At 32.9% G+C, this 17,817-nt stretch carries 17 protein-coding genes; 4 read left to right on the top strand and 13 right to left on the bottom strand.

Features of this window, described 5'->3' with window-relative positions; genetic code table 11:
* Positions 1-52: 52 nt before the first annotated feature.
* Complete coding sequence (locus BKM63_RS00320) at positions 53-802, bottom strand: DeoR/GlpR family DNA-binding transcription regulator (protein WP_071634683.1); 750 nt, start codon at positions 800-802, stop codon at positions 53-55.
* A gap of 90 nt (positions 803-892) precedes the next feature.
* On the opposite strand from BKM63_RS00320, the gene BKM63_RS00315 reads away from it, so the two are divergent.
* Entirely contained in the window at positions 893-1,426 is a 534-nt protein-coding gene (locus BKM63_RS00315) for a 5' nucleotidase, NT5C type (RefSeq protein WP_071634681.1), read from the top strand.
* Between the two features lie 78 nt (positions 1,427-1,504).
* Here BKM63_RS00315 and BKM63_RS00310 read toward each other — a convergent pair whose 3' ends face one another.
* Complete coding sequence (locus tag BKM63_RS00310) at positions 1,505-3,217, bottom strand: tetratricopeptide repeat-containing sensor histidine kinase (protein ID WP_071634679.1); 1,713 nt, start codon at positions 3,215-3,217, stop codon at positions 1,505-1,507.
* Positions 3,218-3,274: 57 nt separating this feature from the next.
* Positions 3,275-3,454 (bottom strand): hypothetical protein, encoded by a 180-nt coding sequence (locus BKM63_RS00305; RefSeq protein WP_071634677.1) that lies wholly within the window; start codon positions 3,452-3,454, stop codon positions 3,275-3,277.
* Positions 3,455-4,537: 1,083 nt separating this feature from the next.
* On the opposite strand from BKM63_RS00305, the gene BKM63_RS00290 reads away from it, so the two are divergent.
* On the top strand, positions 4,538-4,903 hold the full coding sequence (locus BKM63_RS00290) for a hypothetical protein (protein WP_071634671.1): 366 nt from the start codon (positions 4,538-4,540) through the stop codon (positions 4,901-4,903).
* Between the two features lie 71 nt (positions 4,904-4,974).
* Here BKM63_RS00290 and BKM63_RS00285 read toward each other — a convergent pair whose 3' ends face one another.
* The 9 genes from BKM63_RS00285 to BKM63_RS00245 all read right to left on the bottom strand — a co-directional run bounded on the left by BKM63_RS00285 (position 4,975) and on the right by BKM63_RS00245 (position 11,914).
* A complete protein-coding gene (locus BKM63_RS00285) occupies positions 4,975-6,327 on the bottom strand; it encodes a GH1 family beta-glucosidase (protein WP_071634669.1) in 1,353 nt (450 codons plus the stop codon).
* Positions 6,328-6,540: 213 nt separating this feature from the next.
* Positions 6,541-6,750: a hypothetical protein gene (locus BKM63_RS00280; RefSeq protein WP_071634667.1), complete on the bottom strand. Its 210-nt coding sequence runs from the start codon at positions 6,748-6,750 to the stop codon at positions 6,541-6,543.
* Position 6,751: 1 nt separating this feature from the next.
* Positions 6,752-7,162 carry a hypothetical protein gene (locus BKM63_RS00275; RefSeq protein ID WP_071634665.1) on the bottom strand — a complete coding sequence of 137 codons (411 nt, stop codon included), beginning with the start codon at positions 7,160-7,162 and terminating at the stop codon, positions 6,752-6,754.
* Between the two features lie 104 nt (positions 7,163-7,266).
* On the bottom strand, positions 7,267-7,476 hold the full coding sequence (locus BKM63_RS00270) for a TM2 domain-containing protein (protein ID WP_071634663.1): 210 nt from the start codon (positions 7,474-7,476) through the stop codon (positions 7,267-7,269).
* A gap of 3 nt (positions 7,477-7,479) precedes the next feature.
* Positions 7,480-8,082 carry a PH domain-containing protein gene (locus tag BKM63_RS00265; protein ID WP_083572150.1) on the bottom strand — a complete coding sequence of 201 codons (603 nt, stop codon included), beginning with the start codon at positions 8,080-8,082 and terminating at the stop codon, positions 7,480-7,482.
* 12 nt (positions 8,083-8,094) lie between these two features.
* Entirely contained in the window at positions 8,095-9,150 is a 1,056-nt protein-coding gene (locus tag BKM63_RS00260; RefSeq protein WP_071634661.1) for a type I restriction endonuclease, read from the bottom strand.
* A gap of 142 nt (positions 9,151-9,292) precedes the next feature.
* Positions 9,293-9,961 carry a response regulator gene (locus tag BKM63_RS00255; protein WP_071634660.1) on the bottom strand — a complete coding sequence of 223 codons (669 nt, stop codon included), beginning with the start codon at positions 9,959-9,961 and terminating at the stop codon, positions 9,293-9,295.
* 6 nt (positions 9,962-9,967) lie between these two features.
* The gene (locus BKM63_RS00250) at positions 9,968-11,560 is read right to left on the bottom strand and encodes an ATP-binding protein (RefSeq protein WP_347511866.1); all 1,593 of its coding nucleotides are present in this window, start codon (positions 11,558-11,560) and stop codon (positions 9,968-9,970) included.
* 162 nt (positions 11,561-11,722) lie between these two features.
* Positions 11,723-11,914 carry a hypothetical protein gene (locus BKM63_RS00245; RefSeq protein WP_071634656.1) on the bottom strand — a complete coding sequence of 64 codons (192 nt, stop codon included), beginning with the start codon at positions 11,912-11,914 and terminating at the stop codon, positions 11,723-11,725.
* Between the two features lie 389 nt (positions 11,915-12,303).
* Between BKM63_RS00245 and BKM63_RS00240 the strand changes: the two genes are divergently transcribed.
* A complete protein-coding gene (locus BKM63_RS00240) occupies positions 12,304-13,197 on the top strand; it encodes a hypothetical protein (RefSeq protein ID WP_123907034.1) in 894 nt (297 codons plus the stop codon).
* Positions 13,198-13,298: 101 nt separating this feature from the next.
* Positions 13,299-13,715: a lipocalin family protein gene (locus tag BKM63_RS00235; protein WP_071634652.1), complete on the top strand. Its 417-nt coding sequence runs from the start codon at positions 13,299-13,301 to the stop codon at positions 13,713-13,715.
* 77 nt (positions 13,716-13,792) lie between these two features.
* Here BKM63_RS00235 and BKM63_RS00230 read toward each other — a convergent pair whose 3' ends face one another.
* Entirely contained in the window at positions 13,793-17,812 is a 4,020-nt protein-coding gene (locus BKM63_RS00230; RefSeq protein ID WP_071634650.1) for a PAS domain-containing sensor histidine kinase, read from the bottom strand.
* Positions 17,813-17,817 lie beyond the last annotated feature (5 nt).

The raw sequence follows: 17,817 nt of genomic DNA, 5'->3' as shown, positions 1-17,817 counted from the left end.
ATATTAAAAGCCTTTCAGGAAAAATTCTGGAAGGCTTTTTTATTTCCGGGAATTAAAGAATAGTTAAACCGGTATTTTTATAAACTTTCAGGATTTCATCTTCGGGAGAAACATTAGTAACTAATACATCGATATCTTTTAAAGGGCAGACAAAATAAGATTCGGCAGTTTCAACCTTTTCGATAGAACTTAAGGCAATAACAAAATTGGAGTTCTGAATCATATTCTTTTTCAGCATAGAATCGTCGTATAAAATTCCCGTAATACCGCGTTCATGATGAATACTGCAGATTCCTAAAATGAAGATGTCTGCTCTGAAATTTCTAAAGAAATCAATCGTTTCAATACTCGAAGTTGCAAAAGAAGTTTTGCACATTTTTCCGCCGGCAAAAATTAAATCAATATTGGGTAAATCTTCGATTAGTACCGCAACCGGAAAACTGTTTGTAATAACGGTTATTTTTAAATCATGAGGAAAACTTGCTACTAAAGCCAGTGAAGTTGTCCCTCCGTCAATAAATACAACCTGACCGTCTTTTAAATAAGAAATTGCTTTTTGGGCAATAATTTTTTTGCTTTCAATATCGTGTTTTTCTCTTTTTCTGTAATGCAATGGAATAGGAGAAGGAGCAACCGCACCGCCGCGAACTGCTTTTAAAAGTCCCTGATCTGAAAGTTCTTTTAAATCCCTGCGAATAGTATCTTCAGAAACACTTAGATACTCGCTTAATTCTATCGAAGTAACACGGTGTTCTTTAGATAAATAGTCTAAAATAGTTTTTTGACGTTCTTCCTTTTTCATTTTTATTTGCGGTTTTACATTGCAAAAATAAGTTAAAAATTGCAATATTGTGCAATTTTTGCATAATTTTACCGCAAAATAAATTTAACCATGAGAAAGAAAACCATTGCAGTTGATATGGATGGGGTACTAGCCGATATAGAAACCCAATTAATTGAACATTATAATAAAGCATACGGGACAAGTCTGTCCAAAGAAAGTATTCAGGGATTAAGTGAAGAAGAAGCTTTTAAAGAAAGAGAGCTTTTGCACGGTATTTTAAATAAAGGCAATTTTTTTAGAACCCTGCCGGTAATGCCCCATGCTGTTGAAAGTCTGCGTGAACTTCAAAAGAATTTTGAAATCTTTATTGTTTCGGCAGCAACAGAGTTCCCAATTTCGCTTGGAGAAAAAGTGGCTTGGCTTGGAGAACATTTTCCTTTTATTAAATGGGAAAATATTGTTTTGTGCGGCAGTAAAAGAATTATCAATACCGATTATTTAATCGATGATCATTGTAAAAATCTGGATTATTGCATGGGTAAACCTATTATGTTTACAGCCTTTCATAATATCAACCAAACGCATCATTTAAGGGTAAATAACTGGAAAGAAGCGGTTGCCGTTTTAAACGAAACATTATAAGCTGAAGAGGTTATAATATTACTTGTTTTTTGAAGAAAAGCCTTTCGAGAGTATTCTTGAAAGGCTTTATATTTTAATTTATTTAGGCATAGTAAGTTTTGCTCTAAAACCTTTATCAGGTTCTGTATCAAAATCGATAGTTCCTTTCACTGCCTGAATACGGCTTTCCATATTTTGAAGTCCATTTTTTACCATATTCGCTTTCTCGCACCCTTGGCCATTGTCTGTGTAATTTATTAAGATTGATTTTTGATCGCTGTCAAATTTGATTACCACAAGATTTGCCTTACTGTGTTTCTTCATATTCACCATTAATTCCTGTAGAATTCGGCTGATGGCAATCTTTTTAACATCATCGATATTTTCCCAGTTTATGCTTTCTAAATTAGTAACCATGATATTTCTTTCTCTGGTATTATAAGTGGACAGCATTTCTTTTATGCTTTTGGTAAAAGTTATTCCGGTATCAATTCTATTATTTTCTTTAGAGATTCCTCTCACACGACCATAAATATCATCTAATTTTTGAAGTAGATTCTCTTTGGTGCTTTCGGTAGATAAAGGCTGAGATTCGGCAAAAGCAATCACATGAAATACGTCGTTTGCCAGTTCGTCATGGATTTTTTTAGCAATACGAGTTTCAGTATTATATGAAGTTTTAAACTCTATAGCTTTGTTTTTATTTTTAAAATAACGTATTAAGATGGCTATCAAAATGACTAGAAAGATAAAAACGATTACAAATACAATTCGCAGGTATTTAGCTTTTTGAAGTGCTAATAGATTTTCTGCTTTTTCTAAACGAAGTTTTGCATTCTCGTCTTTTTCTTTTTTAGCATCATATTTAATTTTAGCAAATTTGTTTTTGAAGTTATTTCTAACCTTAATGATGCTGTCATTTAAAGTAAAATACTTTTGGACATATCTGCTGTCCTGGGCACTATGGTTATTCGAAATTAAAATTTGGAGTGCCTCTAATCTTTCATCAACACTATTTAGTTTTGTGGCTGTATTGTAAGCTAATAGGGCGTTTTCGTCTGATTTTTGAAGGTTTTTTTTAGCATAATAATCAGCAAGGTGCAGATAACTTTCTATGCTTCCATAAGTATCTTTAATTTCTTGTCTTATTTGCAGTCCTTCATTCATTAAATGCAATCCTTTTTCATCCATTCCTTTCTTAAAATAAGCATAACCAAGATTATCTATAATTAAAGATTTTTTAGATACTAACGTTTTCTCCTGCAGCAAATTTTTGGTCAATAAGGATTCTAATAAAGCGATTGCCTTATCATATTTTTTTTGTTGAATATAAACAACTGCAATATTATTTAAGGCCATTTGTTTTCCAACAGGGTCTGCTGTATAGCCTTTAACAGCTTCTTTATAGTAAAAAATGGCATCGTTATAAAGAGATAATTCTTTGTCAGCAATCCCTAATCTATTGTTTATACTTGCTATATATTGTTTATTCTTTTTAACATAAGGCAGTGCTTCAGTAACTGTTTCTTTACTACCGTAATAGTCTCCATTGACTTGTTGAATACATGCCATTTCAATAAGTATATAACCTATATTGGCACTGTCTTTTAAAGTTTCATAGAGTATTTTTGATTTATTGAATTCATAAAAAGCGGTATTGAAATTTTGTTTTTCGGAATTTTGAATTCCTTTATTTCTTAAAGTAAGTGCCTCTTTTCGTATAGATTCGTTATTAGTGCTAATGGTTTTCTTTTCCTTACAGGAAAAGAGAAAAAGAAGTATAATAAAATAAAAAAACGGGGACCGCAACATATCAGTTTACTTTCCCCGAAAATAGTAATTAATTAGATACTAAAAATATAATATTTATTAAGCTTTTGGTGGTGGATTTTTAGTGTCTCCATCGCCAGGACCTTCAGGGGTTTCGCCTCCTGCAAAACCATCTTTTTTCTCTATTTTCTTTTTTGGTTGAGTTTCGATCTCGTCCGGAGTACAAGAAAACATAGTGAATAATAGTGTGAAAGTTATGAATAGTAATATTTTTTTCATTTTGATTTAGTTTAAAAATTAGACATAGGTATTGCTGTCCGGAGTCGATCCAGAGTTTTTCAATGGCAATACCAAATTGATTTTTGGGGAAGTAATCGTGTAGAATCCGCAAGACGTTATTTATACTTCCCGATTAAACTCGGTCTTACGGATTTTTACACTGTTATTTAAACTAGTTTATACTTTGTTTTATGCTGCAGATAAAACGTGAACTAATTTCTTTGGCAAAGGAAAGGCGCTTTGAGCCCTTTGTTGACAAAGGATTCCCAGAATTCCCGCGTTTTCCCGGGATTCCCAAAAATTCCTTCAAACAAGATACAATGCATAGTAAATTTAGGTTTGTTAGAACACGTTATTTGAGTATAAAACCAATCTGACCTTTATTATAATAGAGACAAAAAATCCTAAAAAGGTTGTCTGAGATTATAAAAAAAAGGAAAAAGACAGAATTGCAAAAGCATAAAAATTGGAAACCGCCTAGAAGACTAAGGGCGTTATGGAGGATAATAAAGTCATAGAGATTGAGAATTTAGTCGAAAATGAAAATGAAGAGTCGAAAGAGCATCCCAAAAAGGGACATCTTTTTTAAGTTTGAGTCTATATTTTCTAAAAGAATGGCTCAGAAAATATAGCCGGTAAAGATCATTATGGCTGCAATTTGAGCAGTAGTATTTCCTGCGTATTTATATTTTGTGCAGAAAAGAGTTTAGGTAGAATATTTTCTAAATTAAGACGGAAAGCACTTTGAAAAATAAAATGCGATAAGAGGTAAAAAAAATAATTTTTAAGAGGATAAAAAAGGCGTTTAAAGAATTTGTTTTTCGGCATATATTAACTGTTATTTATACTATAAAGATAAGAAAAAATAACTTGTGAACCTAGTAAATATCAGGAAAATAACTGATTTTTTTTGCTTTTATAACGATAAATTTTCGGAAATTTCCCCCTCTGCCCATTACTATTTTCTAAAGCAATAAACCTGCTTTTTATCAACACTGAAATTGGAATAAAATTATTTATATTTATAAAAGATTACAATAGATTTTTGATTTGTAGTTACTATTCATTTTAAAAATATCTTTTATGAAAAAGTTTCTGATACTGTTAATCGTTTTATGCACTTTTGGTTGTAAAAAATATGTTGTTTCGTTTGAACAGCCAACAAATATGAAACTTGATAACTTAAAACTTGAAATACTTTTGGATAAAAAGAAAGTTCATGAAATTAACTTAAAAGCAACAAATGCAATGCCGGGCTATGAAACAGCAGAACTGTCAATCTCTGATGAGGGAAAACACCAGCTTCAGGTTAAAGTAAAGGATACAATTTTTAGTTATGATATAAATTATCCGGAAGAAAAATATATCCTTCTAACGACTCATTTGAAAGCTAATGGAAAGATTCATATTGGAATCTTAAAACAGCAATACAATTTTAGATTGCGTTGACAGCTGCGTTTATACAAAAAAAGCCTTTCACTAAATTGTGAAAGGCTTTTTTTGTATTTCTAAGAATCAGTTTAAGATAAAAAATCCTTAAACCACAATCCTGAATTTTTAATGGTTCTTTTCTGCGTTTCGAAATCAACATGAATTAATCCGAAACGTGCATTATAACCCTCAGCCCATTCGAAGTTATCAGTCAGACTCCAAACAAAATAGCCTTCAACATTTAAACCGTCTTTTTTGGCTTTTAAAATCTGTTCTAAATGATCCTGAATATAATGTGTTCTTTTGATATCGAATACTTTTCCGTTCGTAACAGTATCGGGAAAAGCAGCGCCATTTTCAGTAATTATAATTTTTCGGATTCCATTGTATTCATTGAATTTTTTCAAAACGTGATAAAGTGCCGGCGGATAAACTTCCCAGCCCATTTCAGTAGAAATGACGTTTCTTTTTTCGGCACTAATTAATTCGGCACCAATATAGGGAGTTAAAATAGAAGATTTTACCACTTCACGCGTGTAACATTGCAGGCCTATAAAATCAAAATCGAAAGCGAGATTGTTTAAATCATCTTCCAGAATATAATTGTTCAGCTTTTTAAGTACCGGAAGATCTTTTTGCGGATATCCTAATCCTAAAATAGGTTCGATAAAAGTTCTGTTGAGCAAAGTATCGACACGTTTTGCGGCTTCAATATCTTTGGAACTTTCTGTCGCGGGTTCGATATGCGTACAGGAAAAAGTTGTTCCGATGTTTGCTTCGGGAATTCTGTTTCTCAAAATTTTTGCTCCTTTGGCAGTTGCCAAAGTTACATGATGCATAGCTTTTAGGTAATTGGTAATACCTTTTTTTCCGGGTGCATGAATGCCCAGGAAATAACCAGCTCCAGTAAATACAGATGGCTCGTTGATTACCATCCAGTTTTTGACGCGATCGCCAAAATACTGAGCGCACACTTCTACATATTCTGCAAACCAGGAAACCGACTCGCGGTTTGTCCAGCCTCCTTTTACTTCGAGAGCGTGCGGTAAATCCCAGTGATAAAGAGTAATCCAGGGTTCGATTCCGGATGCGAGCAGCGAATCGATGATTTTATTATAATAATCAATTCCGGCCTGATTTACAGGATGTATTCCTGTTGGCATAATTCTGGGCCAGCTGATAGAGAATCTGAAATTCGGAATATTAAGTTCCCGAATCAAATCGATATCGTTTTGATATGAGTTGTAGAAATCGCAGGCAGTCAGGGCATGATGTCCGTTTTTTATTTTCCCTTTTTGAGAAGTAAAAACGTCCCAGATAGAAGAACCTTTTCCATCTGAATCATGAGCTCCTTCAATTTGGAAAGCGGCGGTAGAAACACCCCACAAGAAATCTGCACCAAATTGGTTTTTGTTCAAAAATGAGTTTTCAACTTTATTCATTCAATATTACTTTCCTTTATTTTTAAACAGTTTTATTAATGTAGGAAAGATGATTGCATGGCTCTTAAAAAAAGCCATTCTTTGAATGATACCAGGAATTTTAGGTTAAAGAATTTCATAACGATTAGTTTTAATCAAATTAATAAAACTAATGTGAATTTATTGTAAAGTGATTATTATCAAATAATTAAATAAAAAAAATGGGAAGATATGCTAATCTTCCCATCCACAAAGTGTGAGGCCGTAACCTTGTGCTTTTTTGAGTGAAATTTTTACTGTTTCGCTTCTACAGCTCGATAAACCGCGGCAGGTTTCTTTTAAATGGTATTTTTTTGCACCAGTTGAACCGCATATATATACGCTGGTTTCTGGCAGCCGTGATGAGGTTAGAAAAACGAAAACTAAGAGTAAAGTATATTTCATTTTATTTGACAATTAAATTGTATTGGTTTCCTTTTTTATCGAGAGCTTTTAATTTTCCGTATGAAATCCATTCGGTGTTAATTTCAATTTCAGCAACCGTATCGCTGTTTAAAATTCCGGCACCGTATTTTCCCTGAACGTTAATATTGCCACAAACCGAATCACCTAAAACATTTACTCCTTTTACATCGTAATTGTATTCATAATGTCCAGGATTTCCGGTTCTGTATTCGTATTGATATGTTCTGTTTACATGATATGTTTTGGCTTCTTCGGGCGTAATCGTTTTTCGGTCATCTGCAGTAACTGCTGTTTTATAAAATGAATTTATTTGTACCGGGGGCGGAGCAGAAGCTTTTTTACAGGAATAAAACGTAAATAATAAAAGTAAGATGAGGTAGTTTTTCAGCATAGGCTTTGTGGTATTGTGTTAGTTAGTTTTGTGATAAATCTAGTTAGAATTACGGTTTTTGAAATAAGTACTTATACGGGATTTACACTTATACAATAATGGCTTTAAAAACCATTATTGTATTTTACATTAAAGGAATGATCTGACATGAATAAAAGCCCGAAGAATTGAAAAAAAGCTAGTATTGAAGGAATAAAAGTCCAACAGAATAATAAATAAAGAATTCCTTGACCAGATTGTCCTAAATAGAATTTATGAATCCCAATTCCTCCAAAAAAGAAGGTCAAAATTGTTGCAGTTAGTTTACTTTTCATAATTTACATTTTTGATAAAATTTCTGTTTTTTTCGTATCAAACTCTATTTGCGATATAATTTCGCTTTCTAATAATTTTTTTAATTTTTGAAGAGTTTCCAATGGATCTTCTTTCTGTTCTGTGTTTTGCTGAATTGGTAAGCCTGCATTTACTGTAATTCCGCCTCCGGCAATTGCCCTTTTAGTTTCCAGATCATGCTCGCGTCTGTAAATGATCATTTCCTCTTCCTTTTGCTGTGCAAATTGGTAAAGTTTTCTAGCTTGAGCTTTTGGTAAATAATCCAGCATGTTCATGGTTCCTCTTACTGTTTTCATAGAAAATGTAGCACCCATTATGCCTTCTTTCATATGGCAGTCCAAAATATCTTTCCATGCATAATCTTGAAAATCCATTGATAGTCCTAGATTCTTAGGTCGGCAGAAAATGATTCGTTTGTTAGTTAATGCAATACAATCCGGAGATAAATTAATAGCCGGTTTTTTTTGAACGGCGATATATTCTACCTGTTCTCCCGAAGTTAATAGTCCATTAACTTTTACTAAAAGTTTTTCAACTGCTTTTGGATCTTGTTCTTCATTTAAGAACTTTTTTAAATCGTTTATCATAATTTTTTTAATTTATTCAGTTTCGTAAAGTGCTACAGTTTCTAATAATTCTTTTTCATATTGATAAATATCATCAATAGATGAAATTGCGATTTTAACTTCATTTTTATTATCATGAAAGAGGCTTATGTATTTTTTGCTTCCATTCAAATGCAGTCGTGATAGTGGTTTTCTATTATTGTCATCCAATAAGATTCCGAAATAAGATTGTGTATCCCGATGGACAATTCTATTAGTTGGTAATTTTCGACGTAAAATAGCAACTACAATGCGGTAAGCATCAAGTTCTTCTTCTGTAGTTACAATTTTATTGTCGTCTTCAACTATTGTAATTTCTTCATCTTGTTGTTTGATCGTTTCTTTTGTTAAAGCGGCATTTAATCGATCATTAATTTTGTCATTGATATATTGGCTGACTGATTTCTGGACTAAATCTTTAAATTCATCTAAGACTTTTTCAGTAAGTCGACCCGTATAAACTTTATTCGCAAATAGTTTGGTAAAATCGTTAGAAGGGCTTTCCAGCTCTGCATTAATTTGTTTTTTTATTTCTTTAATGTATTTTAAAGAGCTTGCATTGCTTACAATATTGTTTACATCGAAATTGGCTTTATGAAATTTTGCAATTTCATTTATTGTATTTTCTTTTAAATTACAGATATCAAATTCTAGAAATGGTTTTTCATCCATTTTATTTTGATCATCTAAATCAGTGAAAAACTGATAATTAATTCCGTTGGTTAAAAGTGCAAATCTGGTTTTTGTAACGTGGAAGTAGCGAAACAACTGTGAATTATGTACTGTTAGTTTTTCTTTCCAGCTTTTACATTCGACAATTATGATTGGTTCACCATTTTGAAAAATTGCATAGTCTACTTTTTCTCCTTTTTTCAATCCAAGGTCGGCAGTAAATTCAGGAACCACTTCAAGCGGATTAAAAGCATCATAACCCAAAATATGTATAAAAGGCAATACAAAAGCATGTTTTGTAGATTCTTCTGTTTCAATTTTACTTTTTAGCTGATTTATTTTATCAGCTAATGATTTTAGTTGAATATTCATTTCCATTGGTTTGTGGTTTAAATTATTAACCCAAAAGTAAACCCAATAAAAACCAGTATATTACGGAAAACCATAATCCGTAAATTTTAAATTTCAGACATAAAAAAAGCCCCCGAAGGAGCTTTAAAAAGTATATTGATTAGGAGAATTAAATAATCCCCATATCTTTTGTAATAGAAACCAAATGCACGGTATTGTTTGCTTTAAAAAAGTCTTTGAGTTTAGACAATCTTTTTTCGACAGCACTTTTACTGTTGGGTTTAATATCTGAGGTTTTGAAAATTTCGATTATCTCATCCTGCGAAGTTCCGGCAGATAAAAATTTAAGAATTTTGATGTCGACATCGTCAATTTCAAAATTGTTTTTTTCCTGCAAAGCCGATGCAACTTCCGGAGAAATAAATTTTTGATCTGAAGTTGAAATGATATGAATTGCTTTTTTTAATTCCTCAATGCTGTTTAAACTTTTTAAAACAAAACCATCCACTTCTGCATTTTCAAACAGAGATTTAATTCGAAAACCTTTGTCTTCGACAGAATAAGCAATAATTTTAATATCGGGCTGGAGTTCACGAACTTTTTGCACCAGTTCGTCTCCACTGGAAATAGTTACTTTGCGATGATCTGTTTTAAAAGAAAGATCACTAATTAATAAATCGTAAGGTTCATTTTGATTAATAGCAGCACGTATTTTTAGAAATGCATCATCACAAAATTTCGAATGCTGAAAATTGGTAATATTTAAATCTTTTAAAACTTGCTGAATTCCTAAATTCATTGCGTCGATATCCTCAGCTATTATTACTTTTTTAAACATAGGCTTTTATTTAGGCATTGTTATTTTTACTTTAAAACCTTTATTAGGTTCAGTGTCAAAAGTAATAGTTCCTTTGATGGCCAGAATACGGTTTTCCATATTTTGTAAACCATTTTTTATAATTTTATTTTTTTCAGCGCCCTTTCCGTTATCGGTATAATCTATAAATACAGTTTTAGCGTTACTTTCAAATTTCACAACGACAATTGATGCCAGGCTGTGCTTTTTCATATTGACCATTAATTCCTGTAAAACCCTATGAACTGTAACTTTTTTAAATTCATCCAGTAAGTCCCAATTTACTTTTTCAATGCTGTTAATAATAACATTGGTATTGTCGCTATTATAGGTCGACAGCATTTCTTTTAAATTGGAGGCAAAATTGGCTTTGGTATCGATGTTATTATTTTCTCTCGAAATGCCTCTTACGCGGGCATAAATATGATCTAGTTTTTGAATTAAAGTTTCTTTTGTGTTTTCAATTTCTAATGGCTGTGTCTGGGTAAAAGTAATGGTGTTAAAAACATCATTGGCCAGTTCGTCGTGAATATCTTTGGCAATTCTGGTTTCGGTGTCGTAAGCTGTTTTTATTTTTTCTATGCGGTTTCGGTTTTGATAAAACTTTCTCAAGTAAAATAATAAAAAGAAAAGTGATAAAATTCCGATAATGAAGAATATCCGTTGGTATTTTGCTTCCTGGAGTGATAATAAATTCTCGGCTTTCTCTAAACGAAGTTTCTGATTTTCGTCTTTTTCTTTTTTAGAATCGTATTTTATTTTGGCAAATTTATTTTTAAAATTGTTTCGAACGCTTATAATACTATCGTTAATAGAAATGTATTTTTGAGCATATTTTGTACCGCCGCCGTTTGATATTAAAAATGATAATGCTTTTAAACGCTCGTCAACACTATTAAATTTGCTTGCTGTTTCATAGGCTTTTTGGGCAAACTGATTCGATTTTTGAATATCGCTTTGCGAATAAAACTCAGCTAAGTGAAGATAACTGCCTACACAGCCATAATCATCATCAATTTGAATTCTTAACTGCAAACCTTCGTTTAAAAATTGAAGTCCTTTTTCTTTCATTCCTTTTTTAAAGTAGGCAAAACCAAGATTATCTATAACTCTGGATTTGCTTTTGACAGAGGTTGCTTTATCATCAAAAACGTTTTTATTTAGAATAGATTCTAAAATTTTGATAGCTTGATCGTATTTTTTTTGTTTGATGTAAACAACAGCAATATTATTTAATGGAGATTGTATAGAAATAGAATCTTTAGCACCTTCAACAGCTTTGCTATAATAATAGACAGCGTCGTTATAAAGAGAAAGTTCTTTATCGGCAATTCCGAAAAAATTGTTTATTACCGGAGTAAAGTGGTCATTTGCGCTGTATTGTAATGCTTCTGTTAAGGTTTCTTTGCTTCCGTAATAATCACCATTTATTTGCTGTATGTTCGCCATTTGAATTAAATTGAAGACAATATTGGCGCTGTCTTTTCTATTTTCAAATACTATTTTGGACTTATTGAAGTAATAAAAAGCACTGTTATAATTGTTTTTTTGAAACTGATCTGTTGCTTTTTTTTGCAGCATAACACCATATTTTCCACTTGGGTTTGGCTGGATAGGTCGTGGTGTTTTCTCCTTACAGGAAAGGAAGCCAAAGAAAAGGAATAAAAAAAAATACGGGGATCGTAACATAAAATGTACTTTCCCCGAAATTAGTAATTAATTGAATACCTCAGATTTTATTTATTATTTTTTTGGAGGTGGCGGTGTAGTAGGCATCGGATCATCATCTGGTCCGGTTGCCTGTGCTTCATTTGTTGGAATAACTTCTTTTTTTATTTCCGTTTTTTTCGCTTCTGTTTCGAATTCGTCAGCAGTACAAGAGAAAATTGTAAGACTCAATAGCGCGCACGCTCCCAATGTAAATAGTGTTTTCATTTTTTTATGATTTAAAATTTAGTGAAAGGGCTTTGCCGTTCAGAAAGGTTCTGAATTTTGTTATGGCAATGCCAGATTGCTTTGGGAAGTGAAGTGCGTAGAACTATAAAACTTTATTTATACTTCCCGGATAAACTCTGTTTTACGGTTTTCCGCACTTGTTGATTGAACCAGTTTTGTACATTTGTTTTTGACCTGCAGATCAAAACGTTAACTGATTTTGTTGAGGCAAAGTAACAACCGTTTTGAGGCTGTATTGATAAGGAATTCCGATATTTCCGATGATTCCGAAAATTCTAATAAATCCGTAGAAGCTTATGACGAACTTTACTATTGTAGATTATAAAACTGCTATTCGTACACAATATAAAACTGCAATTGAGAGAGATGTGTCTGGTATTTTATCAGATCCAACTCCTGCTCAACTGAGAGATTTTTATCTTAGATTATTTGAAAAAGGTTTAAGTGAAATTGATGAAGAAATTCTAAAATTGTTTTTGGAAGCAAAAGAAAATTCATCTTTAAAAAAGGCTATCGAAAATTGTAACATTGGTAAATTGAAACCGATAATCAATTTTTTGGAAGGAGGAAATACTGAAAATAAAGCAAGAATTGAAATGGCAGCAATACTAGTTGACTTTCAATTTAGACCTTTTAATAAGTTTAAGAAAGAGTTTAGTGAAGACGAATTAGAATTAATAAAAGAACTTCGAGATGCAAGTGTGTGGAATGATTTATCTGAAAAAACAAAAGTAGAAGAAGAAAAGGTAGAAACTTCAAAAGAAGAAATACAAGCAATTGGGACAATCCAAGTTTTTGAATCAGAATCAAAACCAGTAAAAATTAATCTTTTTGTAAATGCTAAAAAGAAGCTTATACATAATTTTAAAAATAGACTAAAGAAAACTGCCATTGCTACAATACTTATTTTTTGTTTAATAGGTGCTGTCGTTTATTTCGCTTTTTTTAAGAAACATTGTATGCAATGGTCAGAGGATCATTATGAAGTTGTGGATTGTTCTGCAAATGATGATGATGTTGTTTTAAATGAAATAATTCCGCTGGATAAAGATCTTTTAGATTTTAGAAAATTAAAAGCCTGCGATACCACCAGATGCTTTATGGAAAATGGAGATTCATTTGTATGGTATTCAAAAACACCAAATGGAATTGATTTTTTTAATGATAATGGAAATGGCAAGCATCCTGTAACAAAAGGAGCGCTAAGACCGGTTAGTCATTATATATTTAATAAATACCTTAGAGGGAAGCCATGTGAATAAAATGCGATTTATGTAATATATTCTGAAAATCATGAAATTTTTTGTAAGTATATCCTTTTAATTTAGCATTATTAAATTAAATCAATAAAAAACAAATCGACATGAAAAGTAGAAAGATATTATTCGTATTAGCCTTAAGTTTGGGAATGTTTGCAACGTCTTGCAGCAATGATGATAACGAAGGAGAAACAATTGTTCCAATTCAAGGGAAATACAACCTAAGTCAAACAGGAGCAATTATTGACGGGAAAGAAGTTTTAAATGATGCTATTCAAAACCAAAGTGGATGCAGCAGAGATTATTTAGAACTAAGATTGAGTAATACAGCGGTTATTGGGGATTATAATGGTTCAGATTGTGCATTGGTAGAAACTACAGGAACTTATGTAAGATCTCATAATGATTTAACGCTTACTATTGGTGCATTAAGTACAACAAGTGATATCATGAATCTTACAAATAAAGAACTGAAAATTAAAGACAAAGTAACTGGTATAATTACAGTTTATACGAGATAATTGGATTGAATTAGTAAATAAAAAACGGAAATAACTTTAAAAGTCATTTCCGTTTTTTTTATGATTTTTTTTTAAGATTATTTCACCGGAATGTAAATGTCAAAAGAAGCGCCTTCGTTTTGCTCGCCTTTTGCAGTTATAAATCCGTTATGGTTTTCTACGATCTTTTTTACTATTGCAAGACCAATTCCGGTTCCGTTATATTGATCCCGACCGTGTAAACGTTGGAAAACATCAAAAATCTTTTTGCTGTATTGCGGCTCAAAACCAATTCCGTTGTCTAAAATATTAATATGACAGTACGTCTTTTCTTTATCTAAAGCTTTTTCATTAAATTTTGAACCTTTGCCAATTTCACTTTTAATTTTTATTACAGCCGGAACATTAGATTTAGAAAATTTCAGTGAATTGCTAATCAAATTATACAGTAATTGTCTGAATTGAAAAGGAATGATATTAACATCGCCCACTTCATTACTTTCAATAACACCATTTCTTTGTTCTAATTCTTCTTTAAGGTCTTCTTTCACTTCTTCAATAATTTTAGAAAGATTTGTTTTTTCAAATTTTCTTTCCTGAATATTGGTTCGTGAATATGAAAGTAAATCATTGATTAAAGTCTGCATTCGCTGGGCAGCTTTCTGCATTCGCTGAAATTTGTCTTTTCCTGAATCTGATAAGTTTTGAAATTCCTTATCAAGAATCTGCGAGGCAAAAGTCTGAATTTTACGCAGGGGCTCCTGCAAATCATGGCTCGAAATATAGGCAAAAGACTGAAGTTCCTTGTTCATGTGTTCCAGTTCAGCATTTTTTTGTTCGAGTTCTAATGCATTCAATTTGATTTTATCGTCGGATCTTTTTTTCTCTGTTAAATCGTGCGTCACTTTAGAAAAACCTATGACCTCATTATTTTTATTATGTATAGCTGTAATTACGACGCTTGCCCAAAACAAACTTCCGTTTTTGCGCACACGCCAGCCTTGTTGTACAGCTCGTCCTTTCTCTCTTGCTAATTGAAGCAGTGTTCTTGGAAGATTATTTTTTTGATCCTCGGGAGTATAGAAAACTTCAAAATGTTTTCCGGTTATTTCTTCTGCTTTGTAGCCTTTTATTTTTTCGGCCCCAACGTTCCAGTTTTCGACTATTCCGTCTCGGTTTAAATATAAAATAGCGTAATCCTGAACTTCTTCGACCATTAAATGATAGCGTTCTTCACTCTTTTTCAGCGATTCGTACATTTGGCTCAGTTCTCTGGTTCTTGCTGTAACCTGCTGTTCGAGTTCATGCGTAAAGGCTTTTTCAGTATGAATATCAGTAAAAGCTCCAACCCATTTTACAATTTCATTGGCGTCGTCAAAAACAGGTTCGCCAATTACGGCATGCCATCTATAACTGCCGTCTTTTCTTAAAACCCTGACATCAGACCGAAATACATTTCCTGTTGCTAAACTGTGCGCCCAAATTTTAATATTTTCCTCTAAATCATCTGGATGAATCATGGATTTCCATTCGGCTTCGCCTGCAGGTTTAATTCCGGTATATTCAGCCCATCTTCCTGAGGCAAATAAAGCATTTCCTTTTTCATCGGTTTCCCAGATTAACTGCGGAATACTTTCTGTGAGTGAACGAAAACGCTTTTCACTTTCTTCGATTTTTTTTCTGGCTTCTACTTTTTCCGTTACATCAATTATCGTGGCTCTAATTCCGGAAATTGTATTTTCTGCCTCGTATATTGGGGCATATTCAAAATCGACATAAAGTAGATGACTGCCACTTTTATTGTTTATAATTAATGGAGACTCAATTTCAGTATGTACTTTTCCGGTAGCATAAACTTCATTTAAAAGACCGGCATATTTTTGAGTAAGAAGTTCCGGGAAAGCATCAAACAGTTTTTTACCCTGAACTTCATTTTCTTTTCTTTTCCAAATATTTTTTAGCAAAGCAATATTGGCGATTTCTATTACCATATCCTTTCCTTTCAAAATTACTTTTGGAACTGGAGACTGCATAACAAGATTACGAAATCTCTTTTCGCTTTGTTCTAATTCCTGCTGATGATTTTTTTCAATTGTAATATCCCGAATAGTTCCAATTAATTTCTCCGGATTATGATTTTTATCGTAGAAAACTTTTCCTTTTCCTTCAATCCAGTGAATGCTTTTATCTGACCAGATTGTTCTTGCTTCATAATGAAGAAAACCGGATCGAAGCGCATCTTTAAACGCCTTGTTCCTTACGGCCATATCGTCAGGATGTAAATGTTGCAGCAGTTGTTCGTGCGACAGCATAATTTCGTCTTTGTAACCGCCTAAAATTTCCAGATATCGTTGTGAATAACGAGGTTCTCTGGTTTTGGCATTCAGTTCCCAGGTTCCTAATTCGCTGGCTTCTACAATTATATTTAAGCGTTCTTCGTTTTGTTCGATTTTTTTTCGAACTTCAACTTTTTCGCTTACCTCGGTAACAGTTACTATAATTCCTGTAATTTCTCCAGTTTCTTCCCGTAAAGGATAATATAAAAAATCAAAATAGGAGATCTCTTGTTTTCCGTATCTGTTTAGCGGAACCGGAACTTCATTTCCATGGTAGGGAACTCCGGTATTTAAAACAGCTGCTAAAAGATCACTAACCGTTTCTTTTACTTCTGGGAGAGACTCAAATAATGGTTTTCCAACAAAAGTGTTTTCTTCTTTGTCGACCAATTGTAGATAAGCTTCATTTGCAGATTCTACTATATAATCCGGCCCGCGCAGAATTGTAATTCCTAATGGTGCCTGTTTTACGGTATCGCGAAATCGTTTGTCTGCGATTTCAATTTTTTTAGAGGCAAGATGAAGGTCAGTAACTTCTGCGGCAGTATTCATAACCGCGTACACATTTCCATTCCTGTCAAATAAAGGGGTAAAACTGTAATTAAAATAAAAAGTTTCGAGCTTATTATTTATTGTTAAATCTATTCGTGCATTTTTGTTATGAAACGACTGTCCGGTTTTAAAAACATTTTCAACCTGATCAAAAACCGATTGATTATTAAGCTCCGGCAGAATTTCCTTATAAGATTTCCCGATTACATCACTGCCTTTTCCCCATACTTTTATAATAGACTCATTGGCAAGCTCAATTCGCATATCTCTGCCTACATAAACAGCAATAGGAAAAGGAGCATTATCGACAAGCTGCCTGATTTTTTGTTCGCTGTCCTGAAGTTTTTCCCGTGCTTCGACCTGATCTGTAACTTCAATAGCGATAGCAACAACACCGCTAATATTTCCATTACATTCGGTTAAAGCTTCGTATATAAAATTGACATAGGTGTTTTCTGTTTTTCCATTTCGCGAAAGCTGAACTAAACGCTCATTGGCAATAAATTTTTTTCCGGTTGTATAAACGTTCTGTATCAGTTCTTCTAAACCTTGATCTTTGATTTCTGGCAGGACATCAAAAATAGATTTATTAAGTACTTTTTCGGTGCTGGTTCCCCAGAGCTGCATCATTTTTTCGTTGGCAATTTCTACAACGTGGTCTTTTCCTCTAAAAACACACATTGCCAGCGGTGCCTGCATGATATTATTTTTAAAACGCTCATTATTTTCCCGTAAAATGTCTGCTGCTTTTTTCTTTGCTGTGGTTTCAATTACAGTTACTAAAACGCCGCCAACTTCGCCGTTTTCTATTTTTATAGGAGAATAAGAAAAATCAAAATAAGAGATTTCTATAGTTCCGTTTTTGTTCAAAGGAATTACGAAATCAGGAAAACTTATAGATTTTCCCTGCATAACTTCTTCAAACATGGGGCCTGTAATATTCCAGATTTCTGCGAATGTTTCCTGTGGAGAGTTTCCTAAAGCCAGCGGATGTTTGTCTGAACCCAGAATTTTGCCAAAAGCATCGTTGTATAACTGCGTGAATTCTTTTCCCCAGGCAATGTACATTCCAAAAGGATTATGGAGAATGACTGAAGTTAAAGTACGTAAAGTTTGAGGCCAGTTTTCAGGATCACCTATGGGAGTTTTGCTCCAATCTTTGGAGCGTATTAATTCGCCCATTTCTCCGCCATCGGCTAGAAAATAATGTTCCTTGTTTACACGGCTCATTAAAA

It is taken from the genome of Flavobacterium johnsoniae, from assembly GCF_001879205.1.
Taxonomy (GTDB): domain Bacteria; phylum Bacteroidota; class Bacteroidia; order Flavobacteriales; family Flavobacteriaceae; genus Flavobacterium; species Flavobacterium johnsoniae_A.
This window is presented reverse-complemented; position numbering and strand designations above follow the sequence as displayed.

What these genes read in the sequence shown, in the direction of transcription:
- BKM63_RS00320 (WP_071634683.1), bottom strand. Translation starts at nt 802, where the DNA reads ATGAAAAAGGAAGAACGTCAAAAAACTATTTTAGACTATTTATCTAAA.
- BKM63_RS00315 (WP_071634681.1), top strand. Translation starts at nt 893, where the DNA reads ATGAGAAAGAAAACCATTGCAGTTGATATGGATGGGGTACTAGCCGAT.
- BKM63_RS00310 (WP_071634679.1), bottom strand. Translation starts at nt 3,217, where the DNA reads ATGTTGCGGTCCCCGTTTTTTTATTTTATTATACTTCTTTTTCTCTTT.
- BKM63_RS00305 (WP_071634677.1), bottom strand. Translation starts at nt 3,454, where the DNA reads ATGAAAAAAATATTACTATTCATAACTTTCACACTATTATTCACTATG.
- BKM63_RS00290 (WP_071634671.1), top strand. Translation starts at nt 4,538, where the DNA reads ATGAAAAAGTTTCTGATACTGTTAATCGTTTTATGCACTTTTGGTTGT.
- BKM63_RS00285 (WP_071634669.1), bottom strand. Translation starts at nt 6,327, where the DNA reads ATGAATAAAGTTGAAAACTCATTTTTGAACAAAAACCAATTTGGTGCA.
- BKM63_RS00280 (WP_071634667.1), bottom strand. Translation starts at nt 6,750, where the DNA reads ATGAAATATACTTTACTCTTAGTTTTCGTTTTTCTAACCTCATCACGG.
- BKM63_RS00275 (WP_071634665.1), bottom strand. Translation starts at nt 7,162, where the DNA reads ATGCTGAAAAACTACCTCATCTTACTTTTATTATTTACGTTTTATTCC.
- BKM63_RS00270 (WP_071634663.1), bottom strand. Translation starts at nt 7,476, where the DNA reads ATGAAAAGTAAACTAACTGCAACAATTTTGACCTTCTTTTTTGGAGGA.
- BKM63_RS00265 (WP_083572150.1), bottom strand. Translation starts at nt 8,082, where the DNA reads ATGATAAACGATTTAAAAAAGTTCTTAAATGAAGAACAAGATCCAAAA.
- BKM63_RS00260 (WP_071634661.1), bottom strand. Translation starts at nt 9,150, where the DNA reads ATGGAAATGAATATTCAACTAAAATCATTAGCTGATAAAATAAATCAG.
- BKM63_RS00255 (WP_071634660.1), bottom strand. Translation starts at nt 9,961, where the DNA reads ATGTTTAAAAAAGTAATAATAGCTGAGGATATCGACGCAATGAATTTA.
- BKM63_RS00250 (WP_347511866.1), bottom strand. Translation starts at nt 11,560, where the DNA reads ATGCTGCAAAAAAAAGCAACAGATCAGTTTCAAAAAAACAATTATAAC.
- BKM63_RS00245 (WP_071634656.1), bottom strand. Translation starts at nt 11,914, where the DNA reads ATGAAAACACTATTTACATTGGGAGCGTGCGCGCTATTGAGTCTTACA.
- BKM63_RS00235 (WP_071634652.1), top strand. Translation starts at nt 13,299, where the DNA reads ATGAAAAGTAGAAAGATATTATTCGTATTAGCCTTAAGTTTGGGAATG.
- BKM63_RS00230 (WP_071634650.1), bottom strand. Translation starts at nt 17,812, where the DNA reads ATGAGCCGTGTAAACAAGGAACATTATTTTCTAGCCGATGGCGGAGAA.